This window comes from Streptomyces sp. NBC_00078 (genome assembly GCF_026343335.1).
In the GTDB taxonomy this organism is placed as follows: domain Bacteria; phylum Actinomycetota; class Actinomycetes; order Streptomycetales; family Streptomycetaceae; genus Streptomyces.
Genome location: NZ_JAPELX010000001.1, coordinates 8,055,680 through 8,069,517, shown reverse-complemented (window position 1 = coordinate 8,069,517; position 13,838 = coordinate 8,055,680). Strand labels below are relative to the sequence as shown.

Here is a 13,838-nt window from a genome sequence, read left to right as displayed (position 1 = left end):
CCGCCCGGCTGTCCGGCTTGAGGGTGTCGCGCATTATCGCCCCGGTTTGCCGCGTTTCGGGACCGGTACAGCTTACGTTGTACAACGCAGTGAGCTTCCCTGGGGTGTCCTGCACATCACAACAACACACCGATTGGCTTCAAGATTCCTGGGGCGGGCGCCAGTTGACGTTTCCTTTGCAGACGCGGGGCCCCGCCGGAACAGTTCCGGCGGGGCCCCGCGAAGCGTCCTGGCCTGTCCGTCCAGGCCGGAGTGGACTACTTGCCCGTGAACTTCTCGTACTCCTTGAGGACCTCTTCGGTGGGCCCGTCCATGCGCAGCTCGCCGCGTTCCAGCCACAGGACGCGGTCGCAGGTATCGCGGATCGACTTGTTGTTGTGACTGACGAGGAACACCGTGCCGGCCTCCTTGCGCAGCTCGCGGATGCGTTCCTCGGAGCGCTTCTGGAACTTGCGGTCACCGGTGGCCAGCGCCTCGTCGATCATCAGGACGTCGTGGTCCTTGGCGGCGGCGATGGAAAAGCGCAGACGGGCCGCCATGCCGGAGGAGTAGGTGCGCATCGGCAGGGTGATGAAGTCGCCCTTCTCGTTGATGCCGGAGAAGTCGACGATGTCCTGGTAGCGCTCCCTGACCTGCTCGCGGGACATTCCCATGGCGAGCCCGCCCAATATGACGTTCCGCTCGCCGGTCAGGTCGTTCATCAGGGCCGCGTTCACGCCCAGCAGCGAGGGCTGGCCGTTGGTGTAGACACGCCCCTTCTCCGCCGGGAGCAGACCGGCGATGGCGCGCAGGAGGGTCGACTTTCCGGAACCGTTGGAGCCGATCAGGCCGACGGCCTCGCCGCGGTAGGCGACGAAGGACACGCCCTTGACGGCGTGCACCTTGCGCACCCCGCGCGCCGAGTCGTCTGCGCCTCGCTTGATGATGCGGCTGAGGGCCGCGGTGGCGCTGCCCTTGCCGGTCTTGGCGCCGTTGACGCGGTAGACGATGTGCAGTTCGTCGGCGATGACGGTGGGGATCCGCTCGTCCCGCTGCCCGGGGTTGTGCTCAGCCACGGCCGTACCTCTCCTCCGCCTTCCAGAAGTACACGAAGCCGCCGAGGGCACACAGCGCGGCCCAGCCGCCGGCGGCCGCCCAGACGTGATCGGGAAGGTTCTCGGCGCCATAGTCGTCGATGAGCGAGAAGCGCATCAGGTCCATGTAGATGGTGGCCGGATTCCACTGCAGGACGGTCGCCACCCACTGCGGCTTGTCGGCCAGCATGATGGGGATCGAGAACATCACGCCGGACGCGTACATCCACGTACGCATGATGAAGGGCATGAGCTGGGCCAGGTCCGGGGTCTTGGCGCCCGCGCGGGCCATGATCAGGGCCAGGCCGGTGTTGAACAGGAACTGCAGCGCGAGCACCGGCACGATCAGCAGCCAGGACAGGTCCGGGATGCTGCCGAAGCCGATCGCCACGGCGAACAGCACGATCATCGAGAACAGCAGCTGCTGGAGTTGCTGCAGCGCGAAGGAGATCGGCAGCGAGGCGCGCGGGAAGTGCAGCGCGCGGACCAGGCCGAGGTTGCCGGAGATCGCCCGTACGCCGGCCATCACCGAGCTCTGCGTGAAGGTGAACACGAAGACGCCCGTGACCAGGAACGGAATGTAGACGTCCTTCGACATGCCCCGGCTGGCGTTCAGGATGACGCCGAAGATGAAGAAGTAGACGGCCGCGTTCAGCAGCGGGGTCGCCACCTGCCAGAGCTGGCCGAGCTTGGCCTGGCTGTACTGAGCGGTCAGCTTCGCCCGCGAGAAGGCGAGGATGAAGTGACGCCGGTCCCAGAGCTGGCGGACGTACTCGACGAGGGAGGGCCGGGCGCCGCTCACGGTCAGCCCGTACTTGGCGGCGAGCTGTTCCGCCACGAGGCCCTCGTCGGGCGATACGGGCGCGCTCAGGGCGACCGTGCCGTCGTGCGTTGACTCACTCACTGGTGGAAACTTTCGTCTTCGGGATGCGCAGCCCGTGCGGGCAATGGCAAGAGCTCGTGAACCGGGTTGGGTCGGCGGTCGACCCGGGTAGGGGTCGGCAGTCGCTCACAGGAACGAGCTTGTCAGATCACCGGGGGCCGGCCCAGTCGGGTCAGCCGCCACACCGTACGCCACTTCATGGGCCTGCGCGGTCCGCACGCGGTGGTCCAGCCTTCACGGAACCCGCCGAACCACGCCCTGAGGGCGGGCCGCGTGGGGCGGCGGACGAGGGTGAGCAGCAGCCAGACCCCGAGGTAGACCGGGACGAGGAGCGCGGGGAGGTTGCGGCGGGCCAGCCAGACGCGGTTGCGGGCGACCATGCGGTGGTAGACCGCGTGCCGCGAGGGCGCGGTTGTGGGGTGGTACAGCACCATGTCGGACCGGTAGTCGATCATCCAGCCCGCGTCGAGAGCCCGCCATGCCAGGTCGGTTTCCTCGTGGGCATAGAAGAATTCGTCCGGGAGGCCGCCGACTTCCGCGAAGACCTGGGTGCGTACGGCGTTGGCGCCCCCGAGGAAGGTGGTGACCCGGGAGGAGCGCATCGGGTCGGCCGCGCGCAGCCGCGGGACGTGGCGGCGCTGGGTGAGCCCCGTGTCGGGGTCGGCGATGCGGAAGCTGATGATGCCGAGCTCGTGATCGGTCTCGAAGGCCCGGCGGCACAGCTCGGCGGTGTCGTGCCCCGCGAGGAGGCCGTCGTCGTCGAGGAACATCAACACGTCGACGTCGCGGCCGCTGGGGCCGAAGGCCTCTATGCCGACATTGCGGCCTCCGGGGATGCCGAGGTTCTCGGGCAGCTCGATGCTGCGGACACCTTCAGGGACGTCCGGGACCGGCGAGCCGTTGCCGACCACGACGACCTCGACGCGGTCGCCGTCCTGCTTGGCGACCGAGTCGAGGAGGGCGCGGAGCTCGTCGGGGCGGTTGCCCATGGTGATGATCACCGCGCCGACCTTCGTGGCGCTCACTTCAGCCTGCTCGACGCGAGGATCGACACCAGGTGCAGCAGGGTCTGCAGGAGTGCGATGCCGGCCAGCACGGCGACCCCGAGACGGGAGAAGAACAGGTCGCCGCGGAGCTGGTCGGCGATCGCCAGGACCAGGATCAGCAGCGACGCCTCGATGCCGAGGATCAGCCGGTGGAACTTGAAAGCGGCGGCGGCACGGCGGGCCAGCGCCATGCCGGAGGTGCGCATCTCGGCGGCGGCCTCCTTGACCGGCGGCAGTCCGCCCTGGTGCCGGGCGACGCCGACCAGGTCGGTCTCGGCCTTGATCAGGATCGCACCGAGCGCGGCCAGGGTGCCGAGGAAGGCCCACAGCCAGTCGATACGGCCGCTGCCCCACGGGTCGGCGGCGCGCAGCCCGAAACCGACGAGGACGGCGGCGTCGGTGAGGTAGGCGCCGACCCGGTCCAGGTAGACGCCGTTCAGTGAGTACTGCTTCTTCCAGCGCGCGATCTCGCCGTCGACGCAGTCCAGCAGCAGATACATCTGGACACACACCACACCGAGCACGGCGCCCGCGATCCCCGGCACCAGCAGGGCCGGGACCGCGAGCACACCGAACACGGTCATCAGGTACGTGAGCTGGTTGGGCGTGACCCTGGTGTTCACCAGGTAGCGGTCGATCCGCAGGGACACCTCACGCATGTAGAGGCGTCCCATCCAGTGCTCACCGCTGCGCCGGTCCTTGACCCCTGCGGGGTGGACGACCGGGCGGAGTTCAGCTACCGATGGCCTTGACATAGTCGGCGTAGGTGTCCTTGATCTGGTTGGTTTTCAGGTCTAGGTGTTCGAGGATCGTGTAGCGGCCGGGCCGGGTCTGCGGGGCGAACTCCACGGCCCGGACGAACTCGTCCACCGTGAAGCCGATCTCCTCCGGCAGCACCGGAAGCCCGTGCCGACGCAGCACCTCGGCCATGTAGGCCGACTCCTCGTGGGCGCCGCGCAGGTACATCGCGAAGGCAGCCCCGAGGCCGCACTGCTCGCCGTGGCTGGCGGCTCGCTTGGGGTAGAGCAGGTCGAAGGCGTGGTTGATCTCGTGGCACGAGCCCGAGGCGGGGCGGGAGTCGCCCGAGATCGACATCGCGACGCCCGTGAGGACCAGCGCCTCGGCGAGCACCTGGAGGAAGCGGTTGTCCCCGACACCGCCCGGGTGCCGCAGCACCGCCTCGCCCGCCTGGCGGGCCATGGCGGCCGCGAGCCCGTCGATCTTCTCGCCCTTGACGCGGTTCGCGAGCTCCCAGTCCGCGATCGCGTTGATGTTGGAGATCGCGTCGCCGATGCCCGCGCGCACGAACCGCACCGGGGCCTCGCGAATGACGTCGAGGTCGATGACGGCCGCTATCGGGTTGGGCACACCGTAGGAACCGCGGCCCGCGTCGTTGTCGAGCGTCGCGACCGGCGAGCACAGGCCGTCGTGCGCGAGGTTCGTCGGTACGGCGACCAGCGGCAGGCCCACCCGCGCCGCGGCGAACTTGGCACAGTCGATGATCTTGCCGCCGCCGAGGCCCACGACCGCGTCGTAGTGCCCGGCCTTCATGTCGCCGGCCAGGCGGATCGCGTCGTCGAGGGTGCCGCCGCCGACCTCGAACCAGGTGGCGCCGGGCAGCGTCGGGGCGATCCGCTCGCGCAGCCGGGCGCCGGAACCGCCGCTGACGGCGACGGCGAGCTTGCCGGAGGTCGAGATGCGCTCGTCGGCGAGCACCCCGGCCAGATCGTCGAGGGCACCCGGGCGGATGTCGACGACGAGCGGTGAGGGGATGAGCCGGGTCAGTACTGGCACGCGATCTCCCGTCCTTTGGCGAGGTCGTCGTGGTTGTCGATCTCTACCCACTTGACGTCGCCGATCGGCGCCACGTCGATCCGGAAGCCGCGGTTCACCAGTTCCTGGTACCCGTGCTCGTAGAACTGCTGCGGGTCGGTCTCCCAGACCGCCTTCAGCGCGTCGGCCAGTTCCGGGGCGGCGTCGCCCTCGATGAGGGTGACGCCGATGTACTCGCCGGTCGCCTCGGCGGGGTCCATCAGCTTGGTGATCTTCGTCATGCCCTTCTCGGCGTCGACGACGACCTTCATCTCCTCGTCCGCCAGCGACTTCACGGTGTCGAGGGCGAGGATGATCTTCTTGCCGTCACCGCGGGAGGCGAGCAGCGTCCGCTCGACGGAGACCGGGTGGACGGTGTCGCCGTTGGCGAGGATCACGCCGTCCTTGAGGGCGTCACGGCCACACCACAGGGAGTAGGCGTTGTTCCACTCCTCGGCCTTGTCGTTGTCGATGAGGGTGAGCTTGAGGCCGTACTTCTGCTCCAGGGCGGCCTTGCGCTCGTACACGGCCTCCTTGCGGTAGCCGACGATGATCGCGACCTCGGTCAGCCCGATCTCGGCGAAGTTGCCGAGCGTCAGGTCGAGAACCGTGGGTTCGCCCTCTATGCCCGCGGGCCCCACCGGCACCAGAGCCTTGGGAAGGCTGTCGGTGTAGGGGCGCAGACGCCGTCCGGCGCCGGCCGCCAGCACGAGGCCGATCATGCGGGTTCTCCTTCATCGTGTACGGCGGGCGCCCCAGCGGACACCCAGAAGCGGATGCTCTCGACGAGCACCAGCAGTGCGACGGCCACGGCGAGCGCCGTGAGCGCGACCTTGAACTGCGAGGCGGTGAGTACCGCGGCCAGAACGGTGACGAGCAGCGTCCGCCCGTCATGCCCCCCGATGGCGCGCACCAGCCAGGCCGGAGGCGCTCCGGCGTTGCCGCGGATGCGGTACACCGTGTCGTAGTGATGGTAGGCGACGGCCCCCACCAGCCCGAAAGCCGCAGGAAGGGCGCCGTTCACGTCCGCTTTGGCCGCGAGGACCAGGACGGTGCCGTATTCGGCGAACCGGAACAGCGGCGGGACCAGCCAGTCGAGGGCGCCCTTGAGGGGGCGGTACAGGGCCTGACCGGCGGCGAGGGTGTAGACGACGGCGCCCGCGACGGGCGCCCAGGTCACGCCGGAGAAGAGGGACACGGCGAGGACGGCCGTCCCTGCCGCCGCCACCAGCAGCGGGGCGCCGAGGCGGGCGCGGGTGGCACCCGCCACGAGGGAGGCGAGCGGGCCGTTGTCCGCGAGGTCCGCCAGCGCCTGCGCCGCCCGGTCCGTGCGCTGCGCCCTGCGCGTCAGCGAGCGCAGCACCCGCCCGGCCGTGGTGTACGTCGCCGCGAAGGCGCAGCCGATGAGCAGGACGTAGAAGGTGATGCGCGGGGTCGTGACCGCGGTGAGGAGCGCGATCATCGCCCAGCGCTCGCCGATCGGGAGCACGATCATGCGCCGTACCCACACCGTCCAGCCGACGCTGTCCAGCTTGTCGGAGAGGGCCGCGGTGGGGCTGGTGTTGGCGGTGGCGTCGTGGTTCGCCTCGTTGAAGGAGAAGTCGACGACGTGCCGGCAGGTCTGCAGGATCATGGCGCCGAGGGCGAGGGCCCAGACGTCATCGCCGCCCCGGGCCGCTCCCAGCGCGAGGCCCGCGTAGTAGGCGTACTCCTTGGCGCGGTCGAAGGTGGCGTCGAGCCAGGCGCCGAGCGTGGAGTACTGCAGGGAGTAGCGGGCGAGCTGGCCGTCGGTGCAGTCCAGGACGAAGGAGCAGATCAGCAGGATGCCGGCCGCGACGAAACCGACGCGAGTGCCGGTGGCGGCGCAGCCCGCCGCGATCAGCGCGGTGAGCAGGGAGGCGGTGGTGACCTGGTTCGGGGTCAGGCCCCGGCGGGCGCACCAGCGGGCGAGGTAGCGCGAGTACGGACTGATGCAGAAGGTCGTGAAGAAGCCGTCGCGGGACTTCACCGCCGACTTCAGGCGTACGGCCTCGTCGTCGACGTTCGCGACGGCCTGCCGTGCCTCGTTGCGGGCCTGCGGATCGGCCGGGACCGCGGCGACCAGGCTGCCCAGCTCGGGACGGTGGACGTCGGCGCCGTCGGCGTCGAGGGCGGTGACCATGCGGTCGGCGAGGCTGTCCACGGCGACCGCCGTACCGCCGCCCGCGGAGTTCTCGCGGGCCATCGCGCGGGTCAGGGCCTGGCGGCCGGCCGCCTGGGCCGTGACGGTGCCCGGGATCGCGGAGAGCGGGAAGCGGGGGTCGGTGAGCCCGAGGCGCAGTGCGTGCAGGTGGCCCACGAAGCGGGCGTCGACCACGGCGACCCGCTGGTCGCCCGGAACCTGGGCGAGGAGCGTCTCGGCGTCGGCGGCGTCGGCGGCCACCCGTACGTCGAAGCCGAGCGACCGCAGGTCACCCTCGATCGACGATCCGGGGACCGGCTGACCGGTGAGGATGGCGGTCGACAACCGAACTCACTCCCTGGGTGCCGGCGCGCTGGCGCCGGTCATGTGCATGGTGGGGGCGCCCCGTTGGCTGCACCGGTCGGGCGGCATGTCGGCAGAGGCTATCGGATGCCCGGAGGGCGCCGTTCACCGCCCGTTCACGGGCTGATCAACGCCGCCTCCACTGGCCTTTGCCGCGATCATCATCGGCCATTCGGGGTCCCGCCCACAAACCGCGATACCCACATCAGGCATCGGGGACATTAAGGAACGCCTTTCGCCCTCGGCATAGGGTGGGCGACCATGACATGGCTGATCACAGGCGGAGCGGGATACATCGGGGCCCATGTGGTGCGGGCCATGACCGACGCCGGGGAGCGCGTCGTGGCGCTCGACGACCTCTCGGCCGGATACCCCGCACGGCTGCCGGCGGGCGTCCCGCTCGTCGAGGGCTCGTCGCTCGACGGCGACCTGCTGAAGCGGGTCTTCGCCGAGTACGGGGTGAGTGGCGTCGTACACCTGGCGGCACGCAAGCAGGTCGCCGAGTCCGTGGCGCAGCCCACCCGCTACTACCGGGAGAACGTCGGCGGTCTCGCCACGCTCCTGGAGACGGCCGCGGAGGCCGGGGTGGGGAAGTTCCTGTTCTCCTCGTCGGCGGCGGTGTACGGCAACCCGGACGTCGGACTGATCACGGAGGACACCGCGTGCGCGCCGGTGAACCCGTACGGCGAGACCAAGCTCACCGGCGAGTGGCTGGTCCGGGCGGCGGGCCGGGCGCACGGCATCTCGACGGTCTGCCTGCGCTATTTCAACGTGGCGGGGGCGGCCGCGCCCGAGCTGGCCGACACGGGTGTCTTCAACATCGTCCCCATGGTCTTCGACCGGCTCACCCGGAACGAGGCCCCCAGGATCTTCGGCGATGACTATCCGACACCGGACGGCACCTGCATCCGCGACTACATCCATGTCGCCGACCTGGCCGAGGCGCATCTGGCGGCGGCCCGGCGGCTCGCCGACCGCAGCGGTGACCTCACCGTGAACATCGGCCGCGGCGAGGGCGTCTCCGTCCGCGAGCTGATCACCGTCATCGGCGAGGTCAGCGGCGACCGCAGGCCGCCCCTCGTCGAGACGCGCCGCCCGGGAGACGCACCCCGCGCGGTCGCCTCCGCCGCCCGGGCCGCCGAGGAGCTGGGCTGGGCCGCCCGGCGCGGGGTGCGCGAGATGGTCGATTCGGCATGGCGGGGCTGGCTGCTGCACCACGGCCGGTGACACCGAGGCCGGTGACACCGAGGCAAGGGAGCTGAGGGCGCCCTGACCTGCAATCGTTTGCGCAGGTCAGGGCACATGACAACGGTGTTCAGTGCCGCGTTGCCCAGTACCCCCCACCCGTAGTTCACTGTGATCCCGGGCGGGCTGTTCCGGATCAACGCGTAGGAGGGCGGCTGTCATGGGGGCTGGGCACGATCATGGGCATGGGCACGGGCATGCGCCGCCCACCGGCACGGCTGCGGCGGCGTACCGCGGGCGGCTGCGTGTGGCGCTGTCGATCACGCTCAGCGTCATGGTCGTCGAGATCGCCGGCGGTCTGCTCGCGGACTCGCTCGCGCTGATCGCGGACGCCGCCCACATGGCGACCGACGCGCTCGGCCTCGGAATGGCTCTGTTCGCCATCCACTTCGCCAACCGCCCCCCGACCGGGAACCGCACCTTCGGCTACGCCCGCGCCGAGATCCTCGCCGCGCTCGCCAACTGCCTGCTGCTGCTCGGGGTCGGCGGCTATGTCCTGTACGAGGCGATCCAGCGGTTCGTCACGCCCGCCGACACCGAGGGCGGGCTGACCATCGTGTTCGGTCTGATCGGTCTGGTCGCCAACATGATCTCGCTGACGCTGTTGGTGCGCGGCCAGTCGGAGAGCCTGAACGTGCGTGGGGCTTTCCTTGAGGTGGCCGCGGACGCGCTCGGCTCGCTCGCGGTGATCATCTCGGCTGTGGTGATCCTCGCCACCGGCTGGCAGACCGCCGACCCGATCGCCTCGCTGGTCATCGGCCTGATGATCGTGCCGCGTACCTTCAAGCTGCTGCGCGAGACCCTGGACGTGCTGCTGGAGGCGGCCCCCAGGGGCGTCGACATGGCGGACGTACGCGCTCACATCCTGGCCCTGGACGGCGTCGAGGACGTACACGACCTGCATGCCTGGACGATCACCTCCGGCATGCCGGTGCTCTCCGCGCACGTGGTCGTCCACTCCGACGTCCTCAGTGCGATCGGCCACGAGAAGATGCTCCACGAGCTCCAGGGGTGCCTGGGCGACCACTTCGACGTGGCGCACTGCACCTTCCAGCTGGAGCCGGGCGGGCACGCGGAGCACGAGGTGAAGGTGTGTCATTGAGGCAGATGAGGCGCCCCCTGGCCGAAATGCAGCCCTCCGGCGCGACCCTGCGTCGTTAAGCCTCACAGCACTGCCCGGACGGTTCCCCGCTGATCCCACCGGGCACGATCAACTACCGGGCCCCTCTTCCGGCATGTGACCGGTGACGGCCGCGTCCCGCGCCGCGCGCGGGACATGCGGGCGTGCTGTGAAGTGCCGGGAGTGCCGGATTCGTGCGGCACACTTGGGGCGCGAAGACCGATGTGAAGGATGGGTATGCCGATCACACCTGCCACCGCGACGCACAGTCCGTCGAACGGCACCGCAGACGCGATTTTGCTGGAACTGGTCGACGAGGACGGCGTCACGATCGGCACCGCGGAGAAGCTCGCCGCCCACCAGCCGCCGGGGCAGCTGCACCGCGCCTTCTCCGTCTTCCTCTTCGACGAGCGCGGGCGGCTGCTGCTGCAGCAGCGGGCGCAGGGCAAGTACCACTCCCCCGGCGTGTGGTCCAACACCTGCTGCGGCCACCCCTACCCGGGCGAGGCGCCCTTCGCGGCAGCCGCCCGGCGGACGTACGAGGAGCTGGGTGTGTCGCCCTCGCTGCTCGCCGAGGCGGGCACCGTCCGCTACAACCACCCCGACCCGGAGTCGGGCCTGGTCGAGCAGGAGTACAACCACCTGTTCGTCGGACTGGTGCAGTCCCCGCTGCGTCCGGACCCGGAGGAGGTCGGCGCGACGGCCTTCGTGAGCCCCGAGGAGCTGGCCGAGCGGCATGCGAAGGACACGTTCTCGTCCTGGTTCATGACCGTGCTGGACGCCGCCCGTCCGGCGGTCAAGGAGCTGACCGGCCAGTCGGCGGGCTGGTGATCCCCTTCAGAGCACCCGTACGGGTTTGAGCGGCAGGGCGGCCCAGATCACCTTGCCGCCGCTCGACGTGTGCTCGACGTCGCACACCCCGCCCGCCTCCCGGGTGACCTCGCTCACCAGGAGCAGTCCTCGCCCGCCGGTCTGGCCGTGGTCGGCCTCCAGGGCGGTGGGGCGGTAGGGGTGGTTGTCCTCCACCGACACCCGCACCCACTCGGCGCCGACGGCGACCTCCACGGCAAGTACCGGCGACAGCAGGGCCGCGTGCCGGACGGCGTTCGTGACCAGTTCCGAGACGATCAGCAGCAGACCGTGGACGAGGTCGTCGGAGACGGGCACACCCTGGCGGTACAGCAGGTCCCGTACGGCGTGTCGCGCCTGCGGGACGGAGGCGTCGACGGCGGGAGCGGTGAACCTCCAGACACCTTCGTACGGCAGCGGGTCCGCAGGCCCCGGGTCACGGGGCTCGTCGGCGTAGGCGTCGCCTTCTGGGCGTGGGCCGGACCCGCGCCCGTGGTTGTCCATCGTCCGGTCGCCCCCCTTGCGCTCGATTGTCACCACCCGTCGAGTGTTGATAACGACCCGCTCCACCCCGGAGGACTGACCAGAAGTCAGCAGGTATCGAGCACTTATGACCGTTGGCGTATGACACGGTCAGTTGTGGGACTACTCCTGTCCCCCTTCAGCCGACTTCGCGAACTATTCGGGTTGTACGGGTTTGGCCGCCTTCTCGTCCGCCTCATCCCGGGGGTCGTCGTGATCCGCGGGACCTGCGGCCGACTCCTTGATCGTGCGTTCGCCGGGTGGGGCACTAGCATCCGGCCCATGGAGCCCCAGCTGCTGCACGGCGTCACCGACGCGGTCGCCACCGTCGTCATCCACCACCCGGCCAAGCGCAACGCCATGACGGCCGCCATGTGGGCCGCCCTGCCGCCGCTGCTCCACTCCCTCGCTGCCGACCCGGGCGTACGGGCGCTGGTGCTGACCGGGGAGGGCGGGACGTTCTGCGCGGGTGCCGACATCTCCACGCTGCGGGGGTCGCCGGAGGAGGCGCAGACGCTCGCGGTGCGTGCCGAGGAGGCCCTTGCCGCCTTCCCGAAGCCGACGCTGGCCGCGGTCCGCGGGCACTGTGTCGGCGGCGGGTCCCAGCTGGCGGCAGCCTGCGACCTGCGGTTCGCCGAGGAGGGGTCGCTGTTCGGGGTGACTCCGGCGAAGCTCGGGATCGTGTATCCGGCGTCCTCCACCCGGCGGCTGGTGTCGCTGGTGGGTCCGGCGACCGCGAAGTACCTGTTGTTCTCCGGCGAGTTGATCGACGCCGGGCGGGCGCTGCGCACCGGTCTGCTGGACGAGGTGCTGCCCGAGGGCGAACTCGCCAAGCGGGTTGGGGAGTTCACCCGGATCCTGGTGTCCCGCTCACAGCTCACCCAGGCCGCGGCGAAGGAGTTCGCGAGCGGGCGCGGCGACCGGGACGCGCACTGGACGGAGCAGGCGCGCGGCAGCGGCGACACCGTGGAGGGCGTCGCCGCTTTCCTCGAGCGCCGTCAGCCGCGGTTCACGTGGTCGGTTCCAGGCCGAGGATGAACCGGCTCCTCGATCGGATGAGCTCGACGACGTCCGCGGGCGCCTTCTGCGGGGAGCCCGCGTCGTAGGGCGGCTGCGGGTCGTACTCGATGCCCAGCTGTACGGCCTGGGCGACCACGTCGCCCGAGATCCGGCCGAGCAGCGCGAGCCCCATGTCGATGCCTGAGGAGACGCCGGCGGCGGTGACGTACTTGCCGTCGGTGACGACCCGCTCGCCCGTGGGCCGGACGCCGAACTTCCTCAGTTCGTCGAGGGCCAGCCAGTGCGAGGTCGCGCGGCGGCCGTCGAGGAGTCCCGCGGCGGCCAGCAGCAGGGAGCCGGTGCACACCGAGGTCGTCCAGGTGCTCGTGGCGTCGGCGGCACGGATCCAGTCGAGCAGCGCCTTGTTGTGCATCTGCGCGGTCTGTCCCGGGCCGCCGGGGACGATCACGACGTCCGGGTTCGCCACCTCGTCCAGAGTCCTGTCGGCGGTGAGCGCGAGGTTCCCGCTGTCGGTACGGACCGGGCCGGTCCGCTCGGCGACGAACACGGTCTCGGAGTCGGGCAGACGGCCGAGGGTCTCGTACGGTCCGACCGCGTCGAGGGCGGTGAAGCCGTCGTAGAGGACGATCGCGAACTGCATGGGTTCCCCCTTCGGTGGGGCATTGCTCAGTGGGTGCGCGTTGCTCAGTGGGTGGGCGCCGGGCGGAATCGGCGCCGGTATTCGGCGGGCGCCGCGCCGAGGGTGCGTACGAAGGCGCGGCGCATCGCCTCCGGGGTGCCGTAGCCGCAGGCGCGGGAGATCTCCTCGATCCCGTCGGAGGTGTCCTCGATCAGGCGGCGGGCTTGTTCCAGACGGACGCGGTCGACGTAGCGGCCCGGCGTCATGCCGGTCTCGGTCTGGAAGGCCCGGGCGAAGTGGCGGGGCGAGAGCCGGGCGCGGGCCGCGAGCACGTCCACGGACAGGTCCGCGCCGGGATGTTCGGTGATCCACTGCTGGACTTGGCGCAGCGGCTCCCGCTGCGCCGTCTGTGCGGCGAGCTGGGCGCTGAACTGGGCCTGGTTTCCCGGTCGCCGCAGGAAGACGACGAGATGGCGGGCGATGGAGAGGGCGATCTCGCGGCCGACGTCCTCCTCGACGAGCGCGAGGGCGAGGTCGATGCCGGACGTGACGCCGGCCGAGGTGGCGAGCTGTCCGTCACGGATGAAGATCGGGTCCGGGTCCACCTCCACGGCCGGGTGGTCGCGGGCGAGTTTCTCGCACACCGACCAGTGGCTCGTGACCCGGCGGCCGTCCAGCAGGCCCGCCTCGGCGAGCAGGAGTGCTCCGGTGCACACCGAGACGAGGCGCTCGGCCCGCGGGCCGTTTTCCCGCAGCCAGACCACCAGGCCCGGGTCGGGGCGCCGGGTGCCCGCACCGCCCGGGACCAGCAGGATGTGCGCGGGCGGGGCGTCCGCGAAGGAGTGGTCCGGGACGAGGGTGAGGCCGCTGGAGGTGCGCACGGCCCGCCCGTCCCGGCTGACGGTGCGGATGCGGTACGTCCCCGGGCAGTGCGCGTCGGCGCCGTTGAAGACCTCCACCGGGCCCGTGACGTCGAGGCTCTGCACGTCGTCGAAGAGGACGACCAGGACGGTCTGCATGCACTCGATTCTTGGCGGTCCGCCCGATGGCCGCAATGACGAGGACCCCACCTTTCCTGCCACCCTGTCCCTGCCGATCCAACGACGATCCAACGACCCCCTGGAG

14 protein-coding genes are annotated in these 13,838 nt (G+C 70.5%); 4 read left to right on the top strand and 10 right to left on the bottom strand.

Features of this window, described 5'->3' with window-relative positions:
- Positions 1 to 257: 257 nt before the first annotated feature.
- From OOK07_RS37460 to OOK07_RS37430, 7 genes are all read right to left on the bottom strand, one after another.
- Positions 258 to 1,166, bottom strand: coding sequence for an ABC transporter ATP-binding protein (locus OOK07_RS37460; RefSeq protein WP_405670298.1), 909 nt, complete (start codon positions 1,164 to 1,166; stop codon positions 258 to 260).
- Entirely contained in the window at positions 1,048 to 1,977 is a 930-nt protein-coding gene (locus tag OOK07_RS37455) for an ABC transporter permease (protein WP_266686627.1), read from the bottom strand. The genes OOK07_RS37460 and OOK07_RS37455 overlap by 119 nt, the downstream gene beginning before the upstream one ends.
- A 122-nt stretch (positions 1,978 to 2,099) precedes the next feature.
- The gene (locus tag OOK07_RS37450) at positions 2,100 to 2,945 is read right to left on the bottom strand and encodes a glycosyltransferase family 2 protein (RefSeq protein ID WP_266802195.1); all 846 of its coding nucleotides are present in this window, start codon (positions 2,943 to 2,945) and stop codon (positions 2,100 to 2,102) included.
- A gap of 32 nt (positions 2,946 to 2,977) precedes the next feature.
- Positions 2,978 to 3,757 carry a CDP-alcohol phosphatidyltransferase family protein gene (locus OOK07_RS37445; RefSeq protein ID WP_266686626.1) on the bottom strand — a complete coding sequence of 260 codons (780 nt, stop codon included), beginning with the start codon at positions 3,755 to 3,757 and terminating at the stop codon, positions 2,978 to 2,980.
- On the bottom strand, positions 3,735 to 4,796 hold the full coding sequence (locus OOK07_RS37440) for an iron-containing alcohol dehydrogenase family protein (protein ID WP_266686624.1): 1,062 nt from the start codon (positions 4,794 to 4,796) through the stop codon (positions 3,735 to 3,737). The genes OOK07_RS37445 and OOK07_RS37440 overlap by 23 nt, the downstream gene beginning before the upstream one ends.
- Positions 4,784 to 5,536 carry a phosphocholine cytidylyltransferase family protein gene (locus OOK07_RS37435; protein ID WP_266686623.1) on the bottom strand — a complete coding sequence of 251 codons (753 nt, stop codon included), beginning with the start codon at positions 5,534 to 5,536 and terminating at the stop codon, positions 4,784 to 4,786. Before OOK07_RS37435 ends, OOK07_RS37440 begins: the two co-directional genes overlap by 13 nt.
- Positions 5,533 to 7,320 (bottom strand): DUF5941 domain-containing protein, encoded by a 1,788-nt coding sequence (locus tag OOK07_RS37430; RefSeq protein ID WP_266800902.1) that lies wholly within the window; start codon positions 7,318 to 7,320, stop codon positions 5,533 to 5,535. Before OOK07_RS37430 ends, OOK07_RS37435 begins: the two co-directional genes overlap by 4 nt.
- A gap of 279 nt (positions 7,321 to 7,599) precedes the next feature.
- Here OOK07_RS37430 and galE point away from each other — a divergent pair, with 279 nt between their 5' ends.
- The 3 genes from galE to idi all read left to right on the top strand — a co-directional run bounded on the left by galE (position 7,600) and on the right by idi (position 10,534).
- Positions 7,600 to 8,565 (top strand): UDP-glucose 4-epimerase GalE, encoded by a 966-nt coding sequence (galE, locus tag OOK07_RS37425; RefSeq protein ID WP_266686621.1) that lies wholly within the window; start codon positions 7,600 to 7,602, stop codon positions 8,563 to 8,565.
- A gap of 178 nt (positions 8,566 to 8,743) precedes the next feature.
- Positions 8,744 to 9,685 (top strand): cation diffusion facilitator family transporter, encoded by a 942-nt coding sequence (locus OOK07_RS37420; RefSeq protein ID WP_266800900.1) that lies wholly within the window; start codon positions 8,744 to 8,746, stop codon positions 9,683 to 9,685.
- 255 nt (positions 9,686 to 9,940) lie between these two features.
- Positions 9,941 to 10,534 (top strand): isopentenyl-diphosphate Delta-isomerase, encoded by a 594-nt coding sequence (gene idi, locus OOK07_RS37415; protein WP_266800898.1) that lies wholly within the window; start codon positions 9,941 to 9,943, stop codon positions 10,532 to 10,534.
- Between the two features lie 6 nt (positions 10,535 to 10,540).
- Here the strand turns inward: idi and OOK07_RS37410 are convergent, their stop codons facing one another.
- Entirely contained in the window at positions 10,541 to 11,056 is a 516-nt protein-coding gene (locus tag OOK07_RS37410; RefSeq protein WP_266802193.1) for an ATP-binding protein, read from the bottom strand.
- Positions 11,057 to 11,356: 300 nt separating this feature from the next.
- Between OOK07_RS37410 and OOK07_RS37405 the strand changes: the two genes are divergently transcribed.
- Positions 11,357 to 12,112, top strand: coding sequence for an enoyl-CoA hydratase/isomerase family protein (locus OOK07_RS37405; protein WP_266800897.1), 756 nt, complete (start codon positions 11,357 to 11,359; stop codon positions 12,110 to 12,112).
- Here OOK07_RS37405 and OOK07_RS37400 read toward each other — a convergent pair.
- On the bottom strand, positions 12,084 to 12,734 hold the full coding sequence (locus OOK07_RS37400; RefSeq protein ID WP_266800894.1) for a DJ-1/PfpI family protein: 651 nt from the start codon (positions 12,732 to 12,734) through the stop codon (positions 12,084 to 12,086). The two genes, OOK07_RS37405 and OOK07_RS37400, sit on opposite strands and share 29 nt — an antisense overlap.
- 44 nt (positions 12,735 to 12,778) lie before the next feature.
- Positions 12,779 to 13,732, bottom strand: a complete 954-nt coding sequence (locus tag OOK07_RS37395; RefSeq protein WP_266800892.1) for a GlxA family transcriptional regulator — start codon at positions 13,730 to 13,732, stop codon at positions 12,779 to 12,781.
- Positions 13,733 to 13,838 lie beyond the last annotated feature (106 nt).

Coding starts and splice junctions, on each gene's coding strand:
- OOK07_RS37460 (WP_405670298.1), bottom strand. CDS start 1,166: ATGGCGCCGAGAACCTTCCCGATCACGTCTGGGCGGCCGCCGGCGGCT.
- OOK07_RS37450 (WP_266802195.1), bottom strand. CDS start 2,945: ATGGGCAACCGCCCCGACGAGCTCCGCGCCCTCCTCGACTCGGTCGCC.
- OOK07_RS37445 (WP_266686626.1), bottom strand. CDS start 3,757: ATGTCAAGGCCATCGGTAGCTGAACTCCGCCCGGTCGTCCACCCCGCA.
- OOK07_RS37435 (WP_266686623.1), bottom strand. CDS start 5,536: ATGATCGGCCTCGTGCTGGCGGCCGGCGCCGGACGGCGTCTGCGCCCC.
- galE (WP_266686621.1), top strand. CDS start 7,600: ATGACATGGCTGATCACAGGCGGAGCGGGATACATCGGGGCCCATGTG.
- OOK07_RS37420 (WP_266800900.1), top strand. CDS start 8,744: ATGGGGGCTGGGCACGATCATGGGCATGGGCACGGGCATGCGCCGCCC.
- idi (WP_266800898.1), top strand. CDS start 9,941: ATGCCGATCACACCTGCCACCGCGACGCACAGTCCGTCGAACGGCACC.
- OOK07_RS37410 (WP_266802193.1), bottom strand. CDS start 11,056: ATGGACAACCACGGGCGCGGGTCCGGCCCACGCCCAGAAGGCGACGCC.
- OOK07_RS37405 (WP_266800897.1), top strand. CDS start 11,357: ATGGAGCCCCAGCTGCTGCACGGCGTCACCGACGCGGTCGCCACCGTC.
- OOK07_RS37400 (WP_266800894.1), bottom strand. CDS start 12,734: ATGCAGTTCGCGATCGTCCTCTACGACGGCTTCACCGCCCTCGACGCG.
- OOK07_RS37395 (WP_266800892.1), bottom strand. CDS start 13,732: ATGCAGACCGTCCTGGTCGTCCTCTTCGACGACGTGCAGAGCCTCGAC.